The sequence below is a fragment of the Lactobacillus sp. WILCCON 0149 genome (assembly GCF_057197965.1).
In genome coordinates this window covers 15,167-39,639 of record NZ_JBUBHO010000003.1, presented here as the reverse complement: position 1 = coordinate 39,639, position 24,473 = coordinate 15,167, and the positions used below count along the sequence as shown (strand labels likewise).

The following is a 24,473-nucleotide window of genomic DNA, read 5'->3' as shown; positions in this document are numbered from 1 at the left end:
CAAGCACATGGCTGACACAGTGTACATACCGGAGTGACACGGCGTACATACCGGCTAAGCTGCATCCCCCTGTTACGTATACTGCTAATTGCATCACGCGTACGTTTTCGTACTTTCACGTACAGTTTTTTGGGTTCAAACCGCCATAAGCAGTCAGATTTAGCACGCAAATTGCAATTAAGCGCATGAAAATGGTAGCAAGTCAAGCACGGTTAGAGCGCCAACACGTACGCAATTTGCAAAATAATGCACATCAGTTAGGCAAAGCAGCAGGCAGTCTTTTGCTACTTTCTCAAAACATATAGCAATAGGCCTGAAAAACGCGGCGTACATACCGGAGTGACGCAGTGTACATACCGGCTCCTCGATAGCCCTTGTCGCTCTAGGGCTAAGCCACCCCCTAAAAATATAAAAAGAGCAAAACTAGACCATTTAGTTATGCACAGGCTTAACACTGCTTCAATAAATGGCATATCAACGATTTACCAATTTGCTTAAAATGTGACACGGCGTACATACCGGCTGCTAATTGTGTGACACAGTGTACATACCGGTGGTGACACGGCGTACATACCGGCTCCTCGCTAGCCCTTGTCGCTCTATGGCTAAGCGCCCTCCTAAAAATATAAAAAGAGCTAGATCAGACCTCTATAGTTTTCCACAGGCATGAGTACTTATTTTTAAAGGGCTAAGCGGCAAAATACCAATTTGCAAAAAAATGACACGGCGTACATACCGGCTCAAAAAGTGACACGGCGTACATACCGGGTTGACACGGCGTACATACCGGAGTGACACGGCGTACATACCGGCTCAAAATCGTAGTCAACTGCCTAAATCCCTTGTGCGACAAGGGCTAAGCGGCACTTTTCTTGTTTAAAAAGAGTGACACGGCGTACATACCGGGTTGACACGGCGTACATACCGGCTCCTCGATAGCCCTTGTCGCTCTAAGGGTAAGCCACCCCCTAAAATTATTATCTAAAAAGATATAAAAGTAATATTTAAAAGTTAATTAATAAGAGGGAGGCGCGTAGCGTCTCCCCCCTCAAAAAAACTAACTAATTTTTCTTCTAGCTCAAAAGCTATTTTTCTGACTTCCAGAAACTCTTCCACTGAACATTGATCACGTCTCTTTGAGCAGCGTTCTTTCCAGAAAATACTGGAGGCACTTTTGCAACCCCGATGATATTTTGTCTAGGTACGAATCCAATGTATCTTGAATCTTTAGAAACTGATCTGTTGTCACCTAAGACAAAATAATAATTTTCAGGCACCTTGGTAGCATCCCTGCACTTCAGCCACATGTAGTCTTCTGACAGGCTCTTTAAATCCCAGTTTTTGGTGCCTGAAGTGCGCTGCTTTTTTGATATATAGCTCTGGGATATTGCTTTCCCGTTGACATAGATAGTGCCATTCTTTGACTTGACAGTATCGCCAGGAATCCCAATAACCCGTTTGACATAGATTCTTGATGAGTAAAGTGCAGGATCTACGCCATAAGCATCAAAAGTAACTACCGAGCCTCGATGAATCGGAGCAGTTTTGAAAATCAGCATTGGCTCTTTGTTCGTCAAGTTAGGCTCCATAGACGGCCCTGCTACTCTCATCGGCTGCACGATAAACGCCTTTAAGAAAACGGCGACAGCAACTGCCAAGCCAATCGGCAACACCCAGCTAATAATCTTCTTAAAAATCTTCAAAACAAAATCGGGGCAAAGAAATACGACATTTCAGCCCCACCTCACGTCCTTTCTTGATAAAAATTGCTATTTTCCAAGATTGTAGCCCTTTTGTCAATCAAGATTGATATACCTGTTTTTGCTGCTTTTGGAGCTTATTTGGCCAAAATGTGCAGTTGTCAATCTGCTATAAATCGCGTCATATCAGCAATTTTAGCACTTTCTTATTTTCAAAACTACATAGCCTAGAAATTTAGCCGGCCCTAGCACCGGCTTTTCCCCTTCCCGAAAAAACTTAGCAATCCTTGATTTAAAGCCATTTCTTCCAGAAAGTGGAGCATTTTAGCTCTTAAAGCAGGTCAAATTCCATGTTCAGCAAAAACAGCCTTAACAAATTCTCATGCAAAGAAGGCTAAAATTGCTAAGAATGACGGGCTTTTATTACCTAAAGACACTGTACAGAAACTATCTAAGATTGCTAACAAGCGTGAAAGGACAAGGCAAAATGCAAGAAAACAAGGATTTTACAAAATGCAGGATTCAGCTGAAACAGTAAAGCCAAAACAAAAGCACGTAACCCTGTACATAGCCACGCCCGACATTTTCGTAGAACAAACCGACATTCCCAACCCGTATGATCTGCAGGACTTCATGATCATGCACGCTACGGGCGAGAACGGCGAAAATCTCGACCACATGATCAGCTATGACGACAACGGCGTTGATTTCAGAACCGCCGGAGATTATGTCGTCTACGCGATGGTCATGGATCTTAAAGGCAACGTGGACAGCGACTACATGATCGTTCACGTCCTCAATCCCAAAGAAGCCAAGATGTATGAGAAATCCGGAAGCTTCCCAGGATTAAATGAGCGCCTAAGAGCGAGTCAGAACCCAAGAGATGATTTTCAACAAAACGAGGACAATCAATATCTGGATCCAACTCTATCGCCAAGCGAAGCCATTAAGATCTTGGAGGAAAGAGAAGACAAGCATGATGCTCGTACTGCTTTGGTCAACAGCATTCTGACGGTCATCTTGTTTGCGGCTCTTGCGTTCGTCTGTTGGTTTTTTGTGGACATGTTCTTCTAGGTGGAATGGCGGAACGTGAAGCACGTATGTAAGTAAAAAAGCAAAGGAGTATTTCAATGCTATTTGGATTTGGCAAGAAAAAAGACAAAGAAACTAAAGATGCGGCTGACCTGATCAAGCACGACGATGACAAGGAACAAGAAGACTCAGAGATCGCCAAGTCATATCGCCCGTCTGACAAAGACGAAGATGGTGCAAATCACACCGCGCTGCATTCTCCAAGCGATCCGGACAAGAAGTCTGAATCTGACGGCAGCAATTCTGAAGACAAGGAAAACGCGGAAGTCAAAGGCGATCAGCAAGCAGATGAAAGCAATAATCAAAGTGATAAGCCTGCTGAAGACGATGGTGATCGCGTAATCCGCGTTGACAATGAAGCCCTGGCTAAGCTTATGAGCAAGAGCAGCAAGTCCTCAACTCTTAAGATTACTTCCAACAAGCCAGATGGATCTTCAGAAGATCAAACTGAAGATGAAAAGGCAGCACTTGAAGCCGCTGCGGCAGACAAAAAGCCTGCAGCTGACAAGCCGTCCTCCCCTGCTGAAACTGAAGCTAAGCCAGGCGAGAAGCCAGCCGAGGTCAAGCATGACATGCCTCAAAGCCCAGCCAAGCTTGAATCTGAAAAGAAGCAGGAAGAAGACCAAAAGAATGCTTCAAAGCCTGCCGCTGAAACTAAGCCAAGCGAGCTGAAGCAAAATGACAAGCCGGCTCAAAGCAATGCGCCAGGGGATCAAGAAAAAGACAAGCTCAACTCCGAAAAGCAAGAGCATGCTGAACGGCTTCAAAAGCCTGCTTCTACTGTCAAGTCAGCTGAATCCATGAGCGACAAAGAAACTCTAATTGCCAAGCGCTCAAACGGCAGCAACCACAGAACCGTCTCTCAGCCAAAGACCATGCTGCAAAAAGTTGCTCCAGTAAACCCAATGGCTGGCAACTCAAAGAACGAGCATGATCAAAAATCACAGGTTTCAAGCGGCATTTCACGCCGAGCAGTCAAGCCTGCCTCAGTGTCAAGACCAAGTGGCCTTACCGTAAAGCGGGAAGACAAGCAAAGCATTAACTCTGCTCAAAAGCCAGAAAGCGAAAAGAAAATCTTGAACAATTCCAGCACGAGCCAGCCTCGTCAAAACGCTGATGAGAAGAAGCTGGATGCACGTCAAAAACCGGCAGTCAAGCCAGGCTCCCCTGCTCCAAAGCAGGAGAAGCCGCAAGCACCAGCTCCTCAAGCAACGCAAAAGACTGCTGAAAAGCCAGCAGCTGCTTCAAAGCCTAACTTAAAGCAAGCCGCAAAGCCAGCGTCGACTCCAGTAAAGAAGGTCGCTCAGCCAGTCTTGGTAAGCTTTGTATGCAACGGCAAGAAGATCGCCAAGGACTTTGCCTTTGTTGGCGAACCGGGCCGCAAGCTTACTGCTAAGGATCTTCCAAAGATTCCTGGCTACGCTATCAAGCACGAGATGATTCCAGACATCCGCATCTCAGTTGAGCGCCAGAAGGTCACGATCTTCTACGAGCCAAGCACCGTAACTTACCAGATCATTCCTGTTGGCGAAGACCTGACTCCAATCAAGTCTGCTGCCGAATACAAGCACTATAGAGGCCGGGCAGGCAGCACTATCGACCTGTTCCCTCAAGTCAAGGGCTACCGCCAAGCGGAAGCAAGACGCTACTCAGTGCCCGATGAATCAGGCAAGAAGATCAAGGTCGTCTACGTGCCTCTTCGCCAGACGATCCGAGTGATCCGCCGCACTACTGACGGCGAAGTGCTTTCAGAAGAGCATATTACCGGTAAGACAGGCGAAAGCTACAGCGTCAAGCTGGACAGCCGCCATTTTGAAGGCTATGAAATCGGCAACGTGCCAAACAATCTGTCCGGCACTTTCCAGCCAGATGGCCCAGACGTCGTGATCGAATACGTGCCTGCTGACAGCTCAGTCATGGTCGAATTCGTTGACGAAAGCGGCAACCAGATCCACAAGCCTCTTGAAGAAAAGGGCAAGTACAAGAGCGAATATGCAATTCAGCCTCCTGTAATTGACGGATATGAACTTGCCTCAGATCCAGACATGCTCAGCGGCCGCTTTACCGCAAAGCAGCGCAAGATCGTTCTGTCCTTCAAGCCTGCACAGGTATCGCTTACCGTTCACTACTGGCTTGACGAGCAAAAGACGGTTCAAGCAACTGATGACGCGGTAGTCAGCGGCCTGGTAGGCGACAGATACCTGCAGAGCACCCCAGACATTCAAGGAATGACGGCAGACAAGAATTTGGTCGAAGGCATCTTCTCTGCTTACGGCAACAAGGACGTTGACGTCATCTATACCCCTATCTCCTGCACGGCTACTATCTCACTGAGAGTGCCTAGCGGCGAAATGATCGAAGGGTATGAGCCTAAGGTCTTTACGGGCAACTGGGGCGATGAGTTCTCCTTTGAGCTTCCAACCATCAGCGGCTATGAAAAGCCAGAAACGGAATACAGAGCACGCTTCAGCTCTCCTGTTCAAGCAGACAGCGTATACTACAAGCCACTGGAAAGTACGGTCAAGGTCCGCTATGTTAATGCTCGCACCAAGGAGGCCATCAGCGGCTACCCGCCAAGAATTGTTACTGGCTTTGTAGGCTCTGCCTACAGCATTGATCCGGAAATCATCGACGGCTACCGGCTCAGCAAGGTTCCGGATTCAGCAAGCGGCATCTTCCGCACCAATGAGCAGGAAGTAGACTTCTACTACGAACCAAGTCTTTCTGAACTGGTTCTGCATTTCTATGACTCTACGCTCAATTCTCTGGCCCCTAACAAGGCCGTTAGAGGCTATTATGGGGAAAAGTACCAGCTGACCACTGAAACGTCTCTGGAGGGCTATAAATTGACTTCTACGTCATATCCGCTTGAAGGGACTTTCCCGCCTAACAGACAAGACGTAGATCTGTACTTCAAGGCAACTCCAGTAGCATTTGACTTGATCCCGGTTGATCAGTTTGGCAATGAAATTGACCCTAAGTACGACATTCACGTCATGGGTCTCATGAACCAGACCTTCAGCGAAAGACTTCCGGAAATTCCGGGCTACAACGCTCTCTACAGCAGCATTGAAGACAACATCCTTCCGGAATACGCGGGTCAGCGCATCAAGCTGAACTACCAGCCAAAGGATTCAAGCATTACCGTTCATTGCTTCTACAAGGGCGGCAATCATGACGGCGAGCGCGTCTTTGAGGATGAGACGTTCAATGGCAAGGTCGGAAGCGAGTTTGAATACCCAGTAAGAGACGTTGACGGCTACACGGCCAACATGCAGCTTTTGACTACCAAGTACAGAGCTGAAAACCAAGACCTTACTGTGGTTTACGAAGTCAGAACTGAGGACTACATGATCCACTACAAGGACCCTAACGGCGTACTTGTAGGCGGAATGCCTCAAGCAAATGGCTTCTATGGCCAGGCAATCGACGTTTCTGGCAACGTGCCGCGGGGCTTCCACATGCTTTCCGGCGCGGACTCCAAGATCTATCTTGACGGCTCTGGCGTCTACAACGTGGCAGTCAACCCAGACGAACTGCTTGTCGATGTCGTTCCTCAAACCGCTGACGGCGTAAGTCTTATGTCTCCAAGACAAGTGTCAGGTGAATACCATGTCCCTCAAGAAATCACCTTGCCGCAAATCCCTGGCTTCAACTCAACGGCTGGCGAAACGATCACCATTCCGTTTGAACTGGGTGAAACCACCTTGCCTGTGGTTTATGAACCGCAGGCAAGAAAGGTCACAGTCCGGTACATTTCCGTTGAAGGCAATGACATTCATGAACCTACTGTCGTCAACGGACGATACCAAGAGCGCTATCGGATTGAACCGCTCAAGATCGATGGCTTCTTCGTTCTCAAGGACGAAGCAAAGACCGGCATCTATGGACTTACCGACGCCAACGTAACGTTTGTCTACAGAGCCGGCAGCGATGAATTCTCTCGTGCAGTAACTCCTCTGTCAGAGATCATCAGCCAGCAGAATGCACAGTCTAATTTCCAGGAAAACAGTCAATCCGTCGTTAGTGAAAATCCTAATTACCAGCCCGGTGAAAATAAGAATTATCTGAACGACAATTCTTATGAAGATCCAAACGCAAGCAACTACAGCAACACAACTACAGTGCAACAACAACCTAACACACAAAGCAATCCTAACGAATACAACGACTCATCAAACGACGATGACTTTTCTGGCAGCTCTGAAACGCACAACACGCAAAACACTGCCGGGATCTTAGACTTCCTCAATGATTTTGAGAAGTAAAGAAGAGGCCTCAAATCAGCTCCAATGCTGGTTTGAGGCCTTTTTTTGTGCATATTCCAATTTCGTCCAACAAAAATAGGTTTAAAAAAATGTTGCCGCTTTTCGACTATTATTTCTGCGTAGAAAGGACGAGCTACCGATGGAAAACGAAAACGACAACCTGGACAACCTGACCAGAGCCGAGCTGTACCGCTCCCCCGCGCGGGAAGTGATGCACTGGATCTGGCGATTTTTTAGATGGGTGTTTTTGCTCATTGCAATACTGATTGCTATGGGAATTGGCGTTTTTGCTTACTATGCCAAAGACGCGCCAGTCATCACCCTGGAGCAGATGAAGCAGACGGGCGATTCCACCTTTTATGACCGTTCTGGCAACAAGCTGATGTCGCTAGGCACGACCAAGCACGTCTATGCCTCTGAAGGCGATATCCCCTATGCGATGAAGATGGCGGTGACTTCGATTGAAGACCGACGCTTTTATCAGAACCCGCTTGGGATTGATCCGGTAAGAATTGCCAAGTCTTTTGTGGAAGACGTGCGCTCCAGAGACTCTGTAGCCGGCGGTTCGACCATTACCCAGCAGCTGGTCAAGCTGAGCGTCTTCTCGACCTCTAAGAGTCAGCAGACGCTTAGAAGAAAGGCTCAAGAAGCTTGGCTGGCCATCAAGCTGACCAACTCTTACAGCAAGGACAAGATCATGGCGCTGTATCTGAACAAGGTCTACATGAACTATGGCTGCTATGGCGTGCAGACGGCGGCACAGTACTACTACGGCAAGAAGCTGAAAGACCTGGACCTGCCGCAGATTGCCATGCTGGCGGGGATGCTGAATGCTCCAACAAGCTTTGACCCCTACCTTCACCCAAAAGCAGCCGTTCAAAGACGCAACCTGGTCCTCTACACGATGTATCAGCAAGGATACATCAAGACAAGCGACTATGAGTCAGCTTGCGCCGCGGCTGCTTCTCACGGCCTGGTAAAGACTCACGGAAGCGACCAGGAAGTTCAAGACAAGATTTGGCAGCTTGACGACCCTTACTTCAAAGAGGCCATAGATCAGCTCATGGAAGCCGGATACAACCCTTACACGCAGCATATGAAAATCTACCTCAATATTGACCAGGACGTGCAGAGGAAGCTCTACGACCTCGTAAACGGCGGTGAGATCTCCTTCACTTCCGCCAAGATGCAGATTGGCTCAACGGTTACAGATCCAACGAATGGCCGGGTTTTGGCTGTCATCGGCGGCAGAAATTTAGATCCTAACGTCCGTCTGGGCTACAATCGCTCTGACCAAACCAGCCGCTCCAGCGGTTCAACGATCAAGCCTCTTCTTGACTATGCTCCGGCTATTGAGAAGTTCCATTGGTCAACCGAGCACACGGTTGATGACACGTCATACGTCTACCCCGGCACCAATATCGTGTTGAACGACTATGACTATGCTCACCTGGGCTACATCTCCATGCGCTATGCGCTTGAGCAGTCAAGAAACATTCCTGCCGTAAGGGCCCTTCAGTCCGTGGGGATGAAGCACGGGTCAGACTTCGTGAAGCAGATGGACATCAAGGTTCCTACCTCTCAAGGCTTGTCCGCGGGTATTGGTGCTTATGCGTCCCCTACCCAGCTGGCAGGTGCTTACGGTGCCTTGGCCAATTACGGCGTTTACTATAAGCCATCGTTTGTTTCATCCGTAGTACTTGAGGACGGGCAAAAGGTTGATTTTGATTCCGCGCCAAAGCGCGTAATGAAGCGGTCAACGGCGTATATGATCACCGACATGCTCAAGGGTGTAATCACTAAGGGGAGCGGTACCGCGGCTAAAGCCGGAAACCTCTATGAGGCGGGTAAGACTGGTACTGTTCAATATTCTAGCGATGAGCTTGCTCAGTACCCATCCTACATGAACACGCCAAAGGATTCTTGGTTTGTTGGCTACACGAGATACTTCGTAATCTCTTCCTGGGTAGGCTATGACAAGCTTGCTGACGGGACGATAGATGATAAAGTTGGCACTTACGCCCCCCAAAAGCTCTATAAGTCGCTCATAACTTACTTGATGCAAGACAAAAAGAACACTGACTGGGTAAAGCCAACGAGCGTCTACAAATACGGTACGGCCCTCTCTCCTGTTTCTGCCTCTAAGTCACCTGACAAGGCACTTCTAGAGAGATACAAGCAATCATCCAGCAGGGCCAAAACAGCCGTCAGAACACCGTCAGCTGCCCGGGTTGGCCAAACTATCACGACGACTACAACACACCAGGACGGCTCTAAGACGGTCGTTCAGCGTACATACAATTCGGATGGGTCAATTACTACCAAAACGACAAACATTCCTGCAGCAAACTAGCAAATTGACTTTTCCGCAATGATTAGGGATAGAAAGAGCACTACATGTTTTCATTTTTTCGAGATCCTTTACGAGATCTAGCTCCTGAATTCGACCTAAAGCCAGACTCACAAGCCAAAAGAACAAGGAGGCAGACGCGGCGGGCATTGTTTGGAGGCTTTTTCATTGGCTTCATGGTTTTGATTATCATCATTGCCGTATTCGGCGGTGGGGTGTATTTAAGCACAACCTCAGACTGCGATTCTGACGATAATTCAGCAACGACTACGGCAACGTCAAAAATTGGCAAGATAACGGTTAAAGACAGTTCTGACTATCTTACGAAAATAAAGAACATCTCAAAAGCCGTAGGCAAGAAAATCGGCGTTCAGCCAAGAATGCTCTTTGCCCAGCTGTATGCGGAATCTGGGCCAGATGGCACACAGCCGGTCAACACTCAAGACCACAACTATGGTGGTATGACTTGGACAGCAGGATGTGGCTACCCTAAAGGGACGACAAGAGGCAAAGGCGGCAGTGAAGGTGGCTGGTACAGGCACTACAAGAACGTCAGCGAATTCGCGTCAGACTGGGCGGTAACCGTTAAGTCGAACTTCTCAGAGATGGGGAATCCCAAAAGCTTGAGTGATTACCTTGCCAAGATGAAGGCTAAAGGATATATGGCTGACAACAACATGGCTGGCTACCTTTCCCGGATGAAGACAGGTTGGGCAAAGTGGACTGGCAAGTCAACTCTGTCCGGGGCTGCTCAAGTTGCGGATACTGCCGCAACTGATACAGGCGAAGACTGTGATACTGATGATAGCGGCGCTGTTTCTGGTAATGCTATTGTCAAGGAAGCTAGAAAATGGCTGGGCTGGTTCCACTACAGTATGCAAACACATACGGCTAACGAACACTGGAAAAATCCGTCTAAAAATGACACTACCGACTGCTCTGGTTTCGTCTACTTTGTCTATAAGCGTGCAGGCTGCAAGGTTCCACCGAGTCGCTGGACAACGCCACTTATGGAAAATTATGCTAAGTCAAATCAATACCTAAAGAAGATCAAGCCATCACAAGCGGGTGCTGGCGATGTCATCATCGTTAATGTAGGTGTTGGGGCGGGTGGTGACGGCCACACTGCGATTTTGCTGGGTAAGTATAAAGGTGTCAACACCAAGATCATTGAAATGGGTGGTGGTCCTGACTCATGTAATATCAAAACTATCAGTTACGCCTTTGGTGACATGGTTACCAGAGGTCGAGTAACTTTTGCACGTACTGTTTCAACTAGCAAGCTTAAGAAGTCATCTGGCTCTGGCACCAGCTCATCTTCATCTAAGGTGATTAAGAACCTGTCAAAGGCTGAAAATGCAGCCAGAAAGTGGATTGTGAGCCATGAATCGGGTGGCCGCTACAATGCAGTTAACGGCTCAGCATACGGTGCATACCAGTTGATGAAATATTACCTAACCGATACAAAGTTCTACGGCGGTGATGGCTCACTCAGCAAAGCAAACCAAGACTATGTTGCATACAAGTACATGAAAGGCCGGTATGGGTCTTGGCAGAATGCTAAGAAGTTCTGGCAAGCACACAATTGGTGGTAAAAATCGGAGGAAACAATGGCAAAGAACAAGCAAGAAAAAGAGGGATTTTCTACCGGCGACAAGATGCTTATTGGTGCCGCGGTATTGGCCATCTTAGCAGTGGCTGCTATTGCTTTGGTTTTAGTTAAGGCCAACCAAAATAAGGCCAATCAACAAGCAGAGCTTGAACGGGCTGCACAGAGCAGCAAGGCAAAAAAGCAGCAGCCAAAGATCTCTTCTTATGACGATCAAAGCACGGCTTCCGTCTCTCAAGAAGAAGCTGAACAGTGCATCGGGGATGCAATTCCTGCCGCTTTTAAGGCAATGAAGAAGCTCGGACTGGTTAGTGGGGCCAGTGCCGATGTCTCTTCCCTTCCCTCTGATGACAGAAAAGAGCTCCTGTCGTACTTTACCAACTCTCAGATCTTCCAGGACTTTAACGACAACGTTAACGTCTCTGTTCAAGATGGTGAGACGACGTACGGGGATGCTGGTACAGGCCTGCATACAGTCAAGAGGCCAACTCCAGATGATCTGTATGTGGCTGACAAGATCAGTACGCAGCTCAAGTCAACTACTACGACGGAGTATACCTTTACTGTGGATCTGACCTACCATCCGAAGGGATTTGACAAGATCCACCAATCATTGACTGTCAACGTAGATCGCTCTGTGGGAAAAATTAGCAAGGTCGAGGGGTAAGAAATGGGTAAATATTCCAAAAGAAAAATGGAGCAAGAAGAAGAACCAGTAGTTCATTCAAGCACCATAGCAGTAATCATTGTCGGAATTATAGTTGGTCTGATTTTCCTGTCGATTGGATTGTCGATTTACAACTATACTCAGAGTTTTGGAAAGGTATCAAGTGGCCAGGCTACTCAAACGTCTTTAAAAAAAGAGTACAGCAGCTTGAAACCGCAGGTTACCGAAAAAAGCGCCAGCAAGCTTGACCTGGAAGGCCAAGAAAAGGAATTGACCAAGATCTACAAGATACTGGTGTCTTATGCCTATGGTGATATGAAGAAGCCAGATGACTTTGCCAAAAATCAGCAGGAATTTGAAGACTGGTTCAGTCCTGTTGGCGCTGAAGCGATCAAGAAGGATGTCATTCTCAAAAGCGGCAAAAAGCAGACGCTTCTGGCAAAAAAGAATCTTAAAACTTATGTTGGCTTTGGATCGCCCAGTAAAGTGACGACAATTGTTAAAGTAACAATTTATACCACTTACGATGTCAGTGACGGCGTGGGCAACTACAGCCAAGGGCAAACTTTGATCACGCTTGACTATGATTTGAATCGCAAGCTGCCATTGAGCACCAAGGTTAGATCGATGGCCGTGAAGTAGGAGGTGTCACGATGAACGAAAAAAACAAAAAGATCTTGTTGATCCTCCTTGTCGCCCTGCTTCTGTCTTCAGGTTTCCTCTTTTGGATATCACGCAAGAACTCGGATCAAAACAGAAAAATTTCGAAAATTGAAAGTCAAAACAGCTATTTGAGAAAGCAGATCACTGAAAAGCAGAATCGCCTGAATGCCGAGGCTGTAGAATCCGCGCAGAATTCTTCAAATGAGGTTGTCAAATTGGGGGCTAAGCAGCAGCTGGCCGTTGACAGGGCTACAAACAACGTAAACGAACTGTTTGATATTCTGCTTACCTACAACAACTCAAGCGAGTACAACGCGAGAAAAGATGATTCTAGCCCATATTTTACCAAGGGGGCTAATACTGATACTCTCTTTGATTCAGATGATGCCGGTGGTGGAGATTCCTTCGTAGATCTGTACGAGCTGCATTCCAAGTATCTTTCGTCAGAAACGGCAGTTGGAACCATAGACGACAAAGGAGAGGTACCAGTTATTGTCGTAGTCAAATATGAGAGTTGGTTTACAGGAGAAAATCGAGGTATTGCTAAGGATATCTATGCCGGCAGCTTTGACTACGAAAAGCAGCAGTTTACGGTTTTGAATCGTCTGAACGGATTTGGAACGTACAAGAAGTAATACTAAACAGTACGCTGAAGAAGATATGCGTACATAAGTGTACGCAATTCATGTACGTGTACGTACTATAAACGCAAAACAGCGTACGCATGAGTGCCAAACAAGTACTGATTATCGCTGATGATGCAGTTAACAGCGTTATTTGCAAAAAAGTGTACGTGGTTGTACGCAAAGTGTAAACAAGTAACATCTTTAGTAATAGAAAAGGAAAACAATGGGTTCAAATAGCTTTTTTATCTACGCAAATTACTATCTTAATTGGGCAACAGTCATCTGCTGCGGATCTAACATCCTGTGCATGGCCATCTTGGCGCTGACAGCTTTTTTGGAGCGCAAGAATCTAAATGAGATCGTTACAGACTTGAATTGGAAATCTCCAATCATTATCGCGTCTGTTTTGTCTTTGGCAAGCATGGGATGTTTGTTTATGTCCAGCATGGGCATTGCAGTCTTCTGGGTATCTCTTATTGCTTTGGTTCTGCAAGTATTTATCGTGCTCGATGACTACAACGCCCTAGCGAGAGAAATTGAGCAGCCAGAATGGTATCTGACAGCGCATAAGCTCTGTATGGTTGTTGCTGTGATTACCGCAATTTGCCTTACTCTGTTTCTGCTTACTACCATCGCTGTTACTGACTATTAATAATGAAAGGGAAAAGAAAAATATGGCAAAGAGAGTTCAAGTCGATTACGAAAAAGAAAAGGCTAAGTACATTGATGACATCACGTTTTATTTGATTAATGCACGAGGCTGCACTGCCAAACAAGCGGAAGCACTGATTGATGACAACGAGGCATTAATTGACAACTGGTTTGGAAATGCCAGATCCCCTAGATCGCTTGAGCCACCTGTTAATGCAGTGGTAGCTGCAAGAATTTTGGTTTCTAAGATTCGCTACAACTATTGGAGATAGTGTTTTTACACGACAGGCATATGAGCTTTCTTTTTAATCTATCGTGTAATGGCTAGTAGTAGAAAAAGATCTGGACTTTAGTTTTAGGCAATTGCTTAAGCTAAAGAAATATTTTTATCGTGTACTTATCGCGCTGTTATGCGACCGTAAATAAGGCTAGAAACAAGGGTTTAGTCGTTGCTGATACATAAGTTTGACTGAACAACAATATATCTATCGTGTGGTTATGTGACAAATGTTTTTTCTGTATGTTGAAAGGCATTGCAAGGGAATGTGCCAAATAATGGCTAGGAAAGCCAATTACATGACAATTACACGATAATACTGACTTGATTTTGGACACAGACCCGAGTGTTAGGAAGGCGGCAGTCCTTCAAGGAAGGGACAAAGATTTGTCCGTTCCAACGTAGCACTTGCCGGACGTGACGAGGACTTAGATCAACTGGTACACGATCTGGATATTAAAGCACAGAAAGAAGAGAAAAAATGACTAAAAGTAGGAGAGAAACGGATTTGGAAAATTTGCAAAAACTTGTTGATAGCAAGCAGATTGCAGATCTAGATAAGGTCCATTACTACACGACTGAAGGAACGCCATTCTGTTATGTCCTCAATTCGGTTGACTTTTCACCGGTAAGTATCAAGTTGCTTGCTGACTGGCTTCCCAAATGGCGAATTTCCAAGAATGACCATGCAGCTTTGAAGTTGGCATATTATGGCGATGATGAAGATCTTGACCGGTTAGTACGATCACCGTACTCGGAGGTGCGTATAGCTGTAGCCTGTAGAAAACGAGACAAAGATCTTGCAATCTTGGTTCATGATGAGGAGCCACGGGTCAGGGAAGCAGTGGCTCTGCAAGGAATCGACAAATACTTGGACATTCTGGTACACGATCCAAACGAGTTCGTGAGAAATGCTGTTGCAAGCATAGGCCGCGGCAAAGATTTAGATGTCTTGGTCGATGATGATTGTTGGGAAGTACGGGCGCAAGTTGCCTGGCAAGGCCGCAACAAAGACTTGAATTGTTTGGTCAGCGATAAGAATCAATATGTCAGATCTGCCGTGGCCTCTTGTGGCAGAGATAAGGATCTCAATGTTTTGGTCAACGACAAGGAATCTTGGGTTAGAGCTGAAGTTGCAAAAAAGGGTCGATCTAAAGACTTAGCTAAGCTGGCCGACGACCCAGATTGGCATGTGCAAGAAGTCTTAAAGCAAGCCAAAAAATGATGAGTAGACGCAACAAAGATTTGGAAAATCTGCAAAGACTGCAAAAAAACGGTCTGATTAAGGATTTGAGCGGCCTGCACTATTACTATTGCGATGCACATCCACTCGTAATCAGCTTCGTTTCTGTGATTTCCATGCCACTGACTCTTGATGTACTGGCAGATTGGCTGCCTGAATGGCGTGCCGAGAGGGGAGAACAGGAATTGCTGCTCTTAGCATATTATGGCGATAACGATGATCTAGATGAACTGGTAAAGGACGATAATCCGAGAGTCCGGGCAGCCGTAGCATTTAGAAGGCGAGCAAAGGATCTTGATCGTTTGGCTTATGACAGCAGTCCATGGGTTAAAGGTGCCGTAGCAATCCAAAGGATCGACAAATATCTTGATCTTTTGATCGATGATTTTAACTGGGAAGTGCGGTCTACAGTGGCCAGTTTTGGCCGCGATGAGGATCTTGATGTCTTGGTCAATGATAAAGATAATGGCGTTCGCTACTATGTTGCTTGGCGTGGTCGCAACAAAGATCTTGACAAGCTGGTTTTCGATCAAAGCGAAATAGTAAGGCAGGCCGTTGCATGTGTCGGCAGAGATAAAGATCTGGATATATTAGTTAATGACAAGGCTCCATGGGTACGCCGCTTTGTTGCCAGCCATGGCCGCCCCCAGGATCTGATTAAGTTAGCCGATGATCCGAGTTGGGCTGTTCAGGAAATGTTGCAATTAGGTCAAAATATGTAACATGATAAGCCTATTATTTCTGTAAGTCTTTTCTAGTCGGAATATATTTAATCAGTAGCTCTTATTCAGTGTCATTATAGCCTATTTACAAGATAAAAATGCTATCTTATCTATTTTTATGGCTTGCCTAGAATACTTACTGATAAAGGACTATGGACTGTATAAAAATGAAAGTGCAGTTCCATCCGATATATATCGTGTAATGATATTGTTTTTTTAGCCTTGAGATGATCCTAGAAACGAAAGAAGGTGAGAAAAGAAAAAATCAACTGAATGTACAAGTGAGCCTGAATATAGTGACAAATAAAAGCTGCCTAAAATAGTAGTAAGCAGTTACAAGATGATTACACGATAAAAGAACTGTAACACTAGCCGCAGGATATTTTATCTTCGATTGCAAAACTTGCCTTATAGCAGCGGCTCAATTGGATGGCTGTTACTCTTTAAATTGGTTCATCGCATTCTTATCGTGTGATTATGCGGCAAACAAGTACCTTGCAGCGGTTTAATCCTTACGAAGGCACTTGTCTGGTAATAGTTGGATAATAGTGCCTATCTGGTTCATTGGTGAGATATAAGGCTCTTAATCACAATGTGTTTATCGGGTAAAAGTATTGTTATTAATTAAGCAGACATACATTGGAATGATCTCTGCTGTAAATGACTTTTCCAAGAATTGCTAGCTTACTGAAATAAGCACAACATGTAATTATAGTGTGATTATAGTGTTGTAAAGCAAAAAGAACAATGCTTTTATGAGTTAAAGCTGGCACACAATAACTGTAATACCAATAGAAATACACGGCTTATTTCTAGGCGAGAATATCGTCGCCGGGACACCTCGGTTGGGGATACCTAGTGATAGGTGGTCTAAAGCAGGATTACGAGTAGTGTCCTTTAAGTGGCTCTATAGACTGAGAAGATACAAGACAGCAATAAGCGAGGACTCCATTCAAAAAAGTAATACTATGGTGACACTAAGTATTACTACCGGTGCTAAACGTGTACACATTGGTGCACTTGTTGCGCTAAATAGGGTACACAAAGTGATAGCTAGCCACCCGGTATTATTATTGGTACGCAAGCTTAACGTATTAGAACTCTAACTGTCAATAAGTATTACTGCTCTTGCTATGCAAAGATGAGAAGACACCATTTTTTGTCACTAAGTATTACTAACAGAAAAAATACGTACTAAATTAGAAAGGAAGTGTACAAGTGTTTACCAACATCGGAAAACTTAGTTTTGTCCGAAAGATCATTGATGAACATACCGCTAGGTTCAATGCCAAACTGAACGACATGAAGATGGCAAATGCTCTTGAATATCTTGAAAGACTTCGCAAGTATTGCTGGGCATACCCAGCTGGCTTGTGGGCACTGACAACGATCATTATTTTGTCTGGTGCCGTTACAAATCTCAACTGGGCAATTTTAGCTGTTATTCTCCACTTGATCAACATGGTGGACTTGATAGCGTCAGTGGAGATCAATCAGTATATCTATAACGTCAGCACTAGACGCTCTGACTTGGACCCACAAGCTAGAACCAAGGAGCTGTGGAGAGTCAGAAGACGGGGCATGATTCAGCCAATTATCGTTGGGGGTGCCTCCGGGAGTCTGCTTATTGCCTTCTGTGCAGTGCCGTATATGGAATTCTTGCGCTTGAATCCAACGGCAACCGGATGGACTACGGGGACGTTTGACAAGGTGATCGGCAGTCCTCTTTTAATGAGACTTATCATGCTGTCTCTTCCTATTGTTTCTTCTATTCTTCAATACCGGAAGCTGGTAGCAGAAGAAGAAATGTACAAGGACGTTATCAGCCGCAGCATCACTACAAAGAGATATCACGACCCAAGCCTTCATAATCTGCTTACTGGCTATCACCAAAAGAAGGTTGAGCTGCCAGAAGCTAAAGAGGAAGAAGAGGTCAGTGAAAAGTTTATTGAGCCTGAGCCGTATGTGGCTATCGGTAAGTCAATCAGAACTGAGGAGACGGTTGAGCTAGCTCCCGTTCAGAGAAAGCAGAACTGTATCTACTTTGGGCCTGTTGGTTCTGGTAAGACCAGTACGATCTTTATTCCGCAGATCAAGCAAGATATTGACCACTATTTGCGCTTCGTCAGAGACTTTCCAAGACTTGCAAGCTCAGATGGCTTTATGACCAAGAAGAACAACCCGGCAACCCACTACTTGAACGGTCTTGCTGTCGTTGAAACTTCAAACGACTTGTGCCAATCAGTCTATAACTTGGCTAAGAAGATGGGCGTTCCAGATGAAAAGATCATGTGGTTTGACCCTTCCAACCCAGCAACGCCGTCATTGAACCTGCTTCGTGGGCCAGTGCCCAGCGTTACTGAAAACGTCTCAAACATTATCAACGGTGTTAAAACTGAAAACTCCGACTTCTTCCAAGAATCAGAACGTACTCACCTGAAGATGTACATTACTCTTTTGAAGATGTCAGCCGTGGTTGAAAGAAAGACTCCAGACTTCTCAGACTTGATGGATTTGTACAACGATGTTTATCTGGTTCTTCAGAAGATGGAATACCTGCGTCAATACATTGCAATCCTTAAGACCAACGTTGAAGACTGTGAGAAAGTTATGAAGGACAATCCGGACGACATCAATGCTCGTACTGAATTCAACGAAATGCGCGACAAGTACAAAGTAGCTAGCGACTGCTACAAATGGTTTACCAACTCCATCAAGCCAAAGATGTTTGGTCAGGGCATGCTGAAGCACAAAGCGGGCGATCACGTTGGATGGATTATCTACGAAGACATCAACGACCAAAACATTGCTGGTTTAAGAAACACGCTGAACGACTTGGCCCAGAACTCGCTTCTGCGCCGAATCCTTTTCAGAGAATCCGGGGACTTCTCAATCGACGACTTCCTCTACAACGGTGGGATCATGCTTTGCAACACGGCTAAGACTGAGCTGCAAGACTCACTGTCAAAGACTGTAGGGCAGGTGTATATGATCTGTCTTGCTACTGCAGCCTTTAGACGCAAGCCCGATACTGCTCCGATGTTTACCATTTACGCGGATGAATTCCCTGACTTTATTTACAGCAACTTCACTTCCTTCCTTGCACAGGCAAGAAAGTACAACATTTCGATTGTCATTGCGGCACAGACTTTTGCCCAGATTGCTCGGGACTATGGTCAGGAATTTGCTGAAACGGTCATGTCCAACATGCTGACTCGTGGTGCATTCGGTGACCTTTCACCGGGTGACGCCAAGCGGCTTGAACCCTTCTTTGGTGAATCATACAGAACTACTGAAGAAGTAAATAGCCAAGATATTGACGTTTTGGCGGGCAATGAAACCAACAAAAGATCCGTCAGCTCAAAGAGCGGATTTGAGCCAAATATCACTGCTTCAGAACTGATGCAGCTTCAAAAGTTCAACATTGCTGTGCGTCACCCAGACATGCAAGGCTCAGAAATGTTTGATGTCATCAAGACCAAGTTCTTGACTGACGATGACATCCTCAAGGATCCTAATATCTTTGACATGCACAATGAGCGTGACGAAGAGGCCTACGAAACGATGCTGGATCACCAGCACCATGGCAACCCTGACTTGGACCCAGTGGATGAAGAAATCGTCAAGAAGATTTCAGAGGGCAAGATTAAAATTGCGCCGCCTAATATCAACAAGTACGTCAATCCAGATGCCAAAGATGGTGGCTCAAGTGCAGCGCCTAAAAATAAGAAGCCAAGCACCCAGAGCGATAGCTTTGTTGACACCGATGACAATAATTCAGATGGTGATAATCCGGATTCAAAAGAGAATCATAAAGAGAATCTGCTAGAGACCGAAAAGAATGATGAGACAGGTCAACAAAGTAACCCCGGTTCTTCTTCTGACAATCCTACATATAGTGGAGAACCTGGAGAAAACGACGGCGGCGCAGGCCAAAGTGGCATTGACAAAGCTCAAGCCTTGATGAAGAATCTTGCAGATGACCAGAATGCTGCATTAAACGACTCTACCAACAAAGCCAGTGGCGGCAACTATCGCACTAGTACCAATGGGGCTAGCGAAGAAGAGGAGCCATTTGGTGGAGATGGAAATCAAGCGCCAGGTGTACAGGGTGAAAAGGCAGAGAAGACGAATGAAAGCTCAGATAGTTCATCTGACCTTGAAGAAACAGAACCTCTTGGTCTTAGCAGCGCCGAAGGCGGAAAGCCAAGTGATGAGACTGAAGCCGGTGAACCGGCATTAATTATGCCTAACTACAGCAAAAAAACTGAAAAAACAAATGCTATTGCAGAACAGGCAAAGTCCTTGGCTCAGCGCTACAGCTTTAAGCAAACTGATGAATTGAGCGACGCCATCAAAGATATGGCTCAGCAGATTGCAAGCCGGATCGATTTTGATAAAGGCGACATTAAGAGCGGCAAGCAGAATCTCGAGTCACTCGAAGAATTCTCTTCAGCCCTTCAAATTAGTTTGCTTCCTTTGGCTCAAGAAGCCGTAGACGAAAAAGTTCCGATCCTTAAAGCAAAAGGCAAAAAGGTCGATGATTCAGAAGAAGGCAAGCAGAAACTGGCAAAAGATTGGATTGAAAGAGTAATTGATAAATCTGGCTTGAACTCAGATATTGCTGATACAAAAGAAAAAGTAAAGATGGCAGAAGCTGATCAAGAACGAACTGAAGCTGAATTCGATAAAGTATTTCATAGCTATGATTATTTTGACGACTTTGATGATGAGGATATTTAGGCTGTAATTACGTGGTAAATACATTGCATGATGTTTGCACGGCAATCATACGATTGATTTTAGAATGATCGCTTAAGCAAAACTACTATTGCCTCTATAACTTAAAGGCATTACGTGTAAAGCATATGCGCTAATTATCGTGTACTTGCAATGTGAAGCAAGCCTTTATAATTGACGAGATACCCAATCTGTCTTGCCACGACATCGGCTGAAGCTAAAGCACTTCACTAATATACGCTAAACACATTGTACTTATCGTGTGAATTCGCAAGGGCTAATGTTGGTGATAGAACACTTATATAATAGCTTTTAGACTGTTTGTTCTAGCTTATACGCCAAATATATCGTGTAAGTATCGTATTATCATGGGATCTAAAATTGCTGCTTTGGTGGCGTTATGTAATAAGTAAGTTGCACGACAAGATGCCCGGCAAGGAATCTCGCTGAAGGGGACTTTGCCGGGTACGTGCGTAAAGGAGAAAGAAAATGGCAAAAAAATTCAGCATGGTATTTGAGGCCTTGGCCTCACCATCTGTAAAAAATCGTATGATCTATCAATTGGCCAAAAGTGGCTCTGGCGCAAGAGTGCTGGTAGTCAATTCTGAATACTACAGAGAATGCAGCCAGTCTCAAGACAACGTTTATATGATCGGCAATTCAGAAACTGAAGTGGTGATGCCTTTGATTGGCAACTCTGCTTATTGGCTCAAGATTGCTGACGCTTTTAACGCCGTAGAGCCGTTCAAGAGCTTTTCAAAGAATAGAGGGCGGATCTACATCATTCCATGGCTGTCCGCATTTGATGCTATTTCAGAGCATAACGTTGAAAATTTGCGTCAATTTATTGAGGAGCTGTCTGATACTCACTCTTTGATGGAGCTGAAAGAAAACTTCGAAAAGGGATTGGAAAGCGTGGATCTTAATTCTGCTTCTGATGAATCGGCTAATGCCGTGAAATCATGCATGGAATCTTTGAAGCGGGTGCCAGAAAGTCTTGAAATCTTGGATGCCTTGATCAAGTTCTACAAGCCGGTTACTAAACACAAAGAATTAAAAACGCTGGACTTGTCCAGTGTGCAAGGCACAAATACCCTCATTGTTACTACAACAGAATGCTTAAACCGCAATACCTACGCTAGCGTAGCTTACTCACTCTTGCTGAATATGAACTTCACGCAATATTTAGACGAGGGAGCCTTGCGGGTTCTTGATGGCAATGATTTTTGGGAGAGAAACAGACGCGTAGCCGCGGTAGCCGTCAGAAACTCTCAAAGCTTGATCTGCTTCCCATCGCTTTTGAGAAGGGCAAGTCAGATCTTTGCTAATGCATCTACGCTTTCTGGCGAGAAGGCAGCAGTGAATACCTGGCTTGCTTTGAACTATCCATTGCTCTTCAATAAGATTCCTGAAGATTCAGTCAATCTGATTCAACGGAATACGAATCCAACAAAGGCACTTGTCCAGTATCTGACATGTGTGGCTACAGAAATTGAAGAAAATGGCGAAAAGAAAAAGAAGCTGAAATTGATGCTACTATACGTAGACGAAGAGGAAAAAATCGGATACGAAGAAGTTGACAAAGATCGTTTGACGGACCATCAAAGCAAGCAGCTTCAATCGTCTCAAGCACTCGAAGAGCTGAGCGAAAAATTGACGGACTTGAAGACTGAAGTCGCAAGTTTGAAGCAAGGATTTGACAGTGCTGCTGAAGCACGGACCGAGACCAAAGATGATCCGTTCCAAGAGTATCCAGACGATTTCTCTAAGAGATACGAGGACATGTGGACTAGATACGAATAGAGCGGAAGGATGCATTCTTGCTGATGTCTGTTTTATTTTCGCAAGTCCATGACGAAACGAAAGGAACTATACAGTACACATGGCATTACTTTCAAAGAAGGAAATTGAAGACTATCTAAAAACAGACCTGTTTGACATATTTCATGCTTACAAGCCTCAAGAAGAAGAAGCTCACTACGTGATTACCGCTGTTGACCCGGCTAAGAAAAAAGCTGAATCTGAGCAGGGTGGGGGAGAAGGATCAGAGCCGCAAGCGCTAAATGAATTGCCAGAAGCGCCACAAAGCAGCGCGGAAGGCAATGCAGCCAATCAGCCACCTCAACACCAGGATGCACCTGCTCAACAAGCTGAATCTATTCAAACAGCTCAAAATGGTCAAGTAGACATCAACCGCTTGGCGGCTCTTGCATCAAACAACATGCAAGACAGCAATCAGCAGGTTCAAGAGGCGCTTCAAAAACAAGAACCGTCTCCGCAAGCCTCTCAAACGCAGAATACGATCCAGGATCAGCCTGCCAATCAAAGTCAGGCAAACTCAAGCGAAAATCCTCCGTTTGATCAAAATGAGGTTTCAGTGCCTTCAGTTTCTCCTGCTTTACTGACTCCAACTGGCGATCAAGCCAGTCAAGCTTCTTCTGGAGAAACGCGGCAGTCAGAAACAAGTCAGCATCAAGCTCCTGTTCCGCCGGCTCCTCAAGCGCCTAATCCGGCTCTTTCAGCCAATGCTAATAATGCCAATAGTGCAACGGATCATCAGCCGCAAAACACGCTTCTGTCGCCGCATGCTCCGCTCAATCCAACGACAAACCAATCAAATGCGACACCCACGTCTCAGACGAATGTGCCCACTTCAAATGCCAATAATGGCAATTCATACACCGTAAAGATTCCGTCACGTCCAGCTAAGAACGGCGTGGCCAAGATTGTGGCCGACAAGCAGCCGGAAAGCAAAGGCGCAAGCATCACTGTGCCAGTACCTGCTCAAGCTAAAGCGGATCAGGTCAAAAAAACAGCTCCGCAGCCTCCAAAGCCGCAAGAACCAGAAAAGCCAAGACAAATGCCAAACACAAGTAACCAAACAAAGCAAGAGCAAGCAGAAAGACGTCAGTCAAGTCAAAGCCAGGATCAAAATGGCAGTACTAACTTTAACATTGACAGCATTGCTCAAAGCGCAAAGATCTCAAAGGCAATTTTAGCCGCCACCAAGGAAGCCATTATTCTCAAGGCAGAGTTCGATAAGATGACTTTGAAGCCACTTATGCTCAAGCACTTGAAGTCCGGCAGAACTTGGAATTTGAACTTCAAGGATGATAATGTGTTGGGGTCAATCAAGACGATTGTCATCAGCAGCGATGGCACTATCAGCATTGGCTTCAATACTGGGGACGGCATGTCAGCCTATCCACAGGCGCGCAGAGTGCCGGATGCAACTTTGATTGAGCAAGGCTTTGAGTGGTCTTACGAGCCATACAGCATTGAAAAGATGGTCAAAGAGCTCGCACCATTCTGTGCTGACATTACCAAGATCAACGCATTCGGCTACGACTTCGCGCAGCTGACACTTAAGAGAATCATTCTCAAGAGTCAAGACTAAAGACTAAAGGAGGGGATGCTTGTGAGCAAGCAAAAAGACAAAGAGTACAGTTCGAACTCAAGAACCTTTCGCTTCAGAGTCAAGAAAGACAGCCAAATGAATCAGTTTTTGAGCGGCCAAGAAAACATCTCAAAGGCTATTCGTCTCGCTATAAGCAGAATGATGGAGCAAGAAGGGATGGTCAAAGTTGATCTGTCTGGCTCAGAAGAGTTTAACCAATCCGCCAAAAGCAAGAAGAGAGCAAAAGAAGAAAGGCAGCAGCATGCTGGTGAACCGATTGCCACTGTTGAACCTATCAAGAAGGCAGAACCGAAGCAAGAACTGCCAAAATCAAAGCCTAAGGAAGAAATCAAGAAAGAAGAGCCAAAGGCTGAAAATGACAAGAAGAATGATATGCCTGCACAATTATCCGGTGCTGACTTCTTTAATGACTACCGCTAAGCTGATTGTTAGATAAACGATAGCTAA

Annotated in this window: 16 protein-coding genes; 15 read left to right on the top strand and 1 reads right to left on the bottom strand. The window is 45.6% G+C overall.

The features are described 5' to 3' along the window. Positions 1 to 1,085 precede the first annotated feature (1,085 nt). A complete protein-coding gene (gene lepB / locus ACYVUV_RS11560) occupies positions 1,086 to 1,703 on the bottom strand; it encodes a signal peptidase I (RefSeq protein WP_484499443.1) in 618 nt (205 codons plus the stop codon). A 510-nt stretch (positions 1,704 to 2,213) separates the two neighbouring features. Here lepB and ACYVUV_RS11555 point away from each other — a divergent pair. The 15 genes from ACYVUV_RS11555 to ACYVUV_RS11485 all read left to right on the top strand — a co-directional run bounded on the left by ACYVUV_RS11555 (position 2,214) and on the right by ACYVUV_RS11485 (position 24,446). Then, the gene (locus ACYVUV_RS11555) at positions 2,214 to 2,774 is read left to right on the top strand and encodes a hypothetical protein (RefSeq protein ID WP_484499442.1); all 561 of its coding nucleotides are present in this window, start codon (positions 2,214 to 2,216) and stop codon (positions 2,772 to 2,774) included. A 56-nt stretch (positions 2,775 to 2,830) separates the two neighbouring features. Then, positions 2,831 to 7,060 carry a MucBP domain-containing protein gene (locus ACYVUV_RS11550; protein ID WP_484499441.1) on the top strand — a complete coding sequence of 1,410 codons (4,230 nt, stop codon included), beginning with the start codon at positions 2,831 to 2,833 and terminating at the stop codon, positions 7,058 to 7,060. A 139-nt stretch (positions 7,061 to 7,199) separates the two neighbouring features. After that, positions 7,200 to 9,413 carry a transglycosylase domain-containing protein gene (locus ACYVUV_RS11545; RefSeq protein WP_484499440.1) on the top strand — a complete coding sequence of 738 codons (2,214 nt, stop codon included), beginning with the start codon at positions 7,200 to 7,202 and terminating at the stop codon, positions 9,411 to 9,413. Positions 9,414 to 9,457: 44 nt separating this feature from the next. Further along, the gene (locus tag ACYVUV_RS11540) at positions 9,458 to 11,005 is read left to right on the top strand and encodes an aggregation-promoting factor C-terminal-like domain-containing protein (RefSeq protein WP_484499439.1); all 1,548 of its coding nucleotides are present in this window, start codon (positions 9,458 to 9,460) and stop codon (positions 11,003 to 11,005) included. Between the two features lie 15 nt (positions 11,006 to 11,020). After that, a complete protein-coding gene (locus tag ACYVUV_RS11535; RefSeq protein ID WP_484499438.1) occupies positions 11,021 to 11,686 on the top strand; it encodes a hypothetical protein in 666 nt (221 codons plus the stop codon). A gap of 3 nt (positions 11,687 to 11,689) precedes the next feature. After that, the gene (locus tag ACYVUV_RS11530; RefSeq protein ID WP_484499437.1) at positions 11,690 to 12,328 is read left to right on the top strand and encodes a hypothetical protein; all 639 of its coding nucleotides are present in this window, start codon (positions 11,690 to 11,692) and stop codon (positions 12,326 to 12,328) included. An 11-nt stretch (positions 12,329 to 12,339) separates the two neighbouring features. After that, positions 12,340 to 12,984: a hypothetical protein gene (locus tag ACYVUV_RS11525; RefSeq protein WP_484499436.1), complete on the top strand. Its 645-nt coding sequence runs from the start codon at positions 12,340 to 12,342 to the stop codon at positions 12,982 to 12,984. Positions 12,985 to 13,198: 214 nt separating this feature from the next. Continuing rightward, the gene (locus tag ACYVUV_RS11520; protein WP_484499435.1) at positions 13,199 to 13,627 is read left to right on the top strand and encodes a hypothetical protein; all 429 of its coding nucleotides are present in this window, start codon (positions 13,199 to 13,201) and stop codon (positions 13,625 to 13,627) included. Positions 13,628 to 13,649: 22 nt separating this feature from the next. Continuing rightward, positions 13,650 to 13,898, top strand: a complete 249-nt coding sequence (locus ACYVUV_RS11515; protein WP_484499434.1) for a hypothetical protein — start codon at positions 13,650 to 13,652, stop codon at positions 13,896 to 13,898. Positions 13,899 to 14,384: 486 nt separating this feature from the next. Further along, positions 14,385 to 15,128: a HEAT repeat domain-containing protein gene (locus ACYVUV_RS11510; protein ID WP_484499433.1), complete on the top strand. Its 744-nt coding sequence runs from the start codon at positions 14,385 to 14,387 to the stop codon at positions 15,126 to 15,128. Continuing rightward, positions 15,125 to 15,868 carry a hypothetical protein gene (locus ACYVUV_RS11505; protein ID WP_484499432.1) on the top strand — a complete coding sequence of 248 codons (744 nt, stop codon included), beginning with the start codon at positions 15,125 to 15,127 and terminating at the stop codon, positions 15,866 to 15,868. The genes ACYVUV_RS11510 and ACYVUV_RS11505 overlap by 4 nt, the downstream gene beginning before the upstream one ends. 1,218 nt (positions 15,869 to 17,086) lie before the next feature. Continuing rightward, the gene (locus tag ACYVUV_RS11500) at positions 17,087 to 20,611 is read left to right on the top strand and encodes a TraM recognition domain-containing protein (protein WP_484499431.1); all 3,525 of its coding nucleotides are present in this window, start codon (positions 17,087 to 17,089) and stop codon (positions 20,609 to 20,611) included. Between the two features lie 486 nt (positions 20,612 to 21,097). Beyond that, a complete protein-coding gene (locus ACYVUV_RS11495; protein ID WP_484499430.1) occupies positions 21,098 to 22,411 on the top strand; it encodes a hypothetical protein in 1,314 nt (437 codons plus the stop codon). 79 nt (positions 22,412 to 22,490) lie between these two features. Next, the gene (locus tag ACYVUV_RS11490) at positions 22,491 to 24,005 is read left to right on the top strand and encodes a hypothetical protein (RefSeq protein ID WP_484499429.1); all 1,515 of its coding nucleotides are present in this window, start codon (positions 22,491 to 22,493) and stop codon (positions 24,003 to 24,005) included. A gap of 21 nt (positions 24,006 to 24,026) precedes the next feature. Then, positions 24,027 to 24,446 carry a hypothetical protein gene (locus ACYVUV_RS11485; RefSeq protein WP_484499428.1) on the top strand — a complete coding sequence of 140 codons (420 nt, stop codon included), beginning with the start codon at positions 24,027 to 24,029 and terminating at the stop codon, positions 24,444 to 24,446. Positions 24,447 to 24,473 lie beyond the last annotated feature (27 nt).

Excerpts from the sequence above, each read along its gene's own strand:
- ACYVUV_RS11555 (WP_484499442.1), top strand. The coding sequence starts at position 2,214 with ATGCAGGATTCAGCTGAAACAGTAAAGCCAAAACAAAAGCACGTAACC.
- ACYVUV_RS11550 (WP_484499441.1), top strand. The coding sequence starts at position 2,831 with ATGCTATTTGGATTTGGCAAGAAAAAAGACAAAGAAACTAAAGATGCG.
- ACYVUV_RS11545 (WP_484499440.1), top strand. The coding sequence starts at position 7,200 with ATGGAAAACGAAAACGACAACCTGGACAACCTGACCAGAGCCGAGCTG.
- ACYVUV_RS11540 (WP_484499439.1), top strand. The coding sequence starts at position 9,458 with ATGTTTTCATTTTTTCGAGATCCTTTACGAGATCTAGCTCCTGAATTC.
- ACYVUV_RS11535 (WP_484499438.1), top strand. The coding sequence starts at position 11,021 with ATGGCAAAGAACAAGCAAGAAAAAGAGGGATTTTCTACCGGCGACAAG.
- ACYVUV_RS11530 (WP_484499437.1), top strand. The coding sequence starts at position 11,690 with ATGGGTAAATATTCCAAAAGAAAAATGGAGCAAGAAGAAGAACCAGTA.
- ACYVUV_RS11525 (WP_484499436.1), top strand. The coding sequence starts at position 12,340 with ATGAACGAAAAAAACAAAAAGATCTTGTTGATCCTCCTTGTCGCCCTG.
- ACYVUV_RS11520 (WP_484499435.1), top strand. The coding sequence starts at position 13,199 with ATGGGTTCAAATAGCTTTTTTATCTACGCAAATTACTATCTTAATTGG.
- ACYVUV_RS11515 (WP_484499434.1), top strand. The coding sequence starts at position 13,650 with ATGGCAAAGAGAGTTCAAGTCGATTACGAAAAAGAAAAGGCTAAGTAC.
- ACYVUV_RS11510 (WP_484499433.1), top strand. The coding sequence starts at position 14,385 with ATGACTAAAAGTAGGAGAGAAACGGATTTGGAAAATTTGCAAAAACTT.
- ACYVUV_RS11505 (WP_484499432.1), top strand. The coding sequence starts at position 15,125 with ATGATGAGTAGACGCAACAAAGATTTGGAAAATCTGCAAAGACTGCAA.
- ACYVUV_RS11495 (WP_484499430.1), top strand. The coding sequence starts at position 21,098 with ATGGCAAAAAAATTCAGCATGGTATTTGAGGCCTTGGCCTCACCATCT.
- ACYVUV_RS11490 (WP_484499429.1), top strand. The coding sequence starts at position 22,491 with ATGGCATTACTTTCAAAGAAGGAAATTGAAGACTATCTAAAAACAGAC.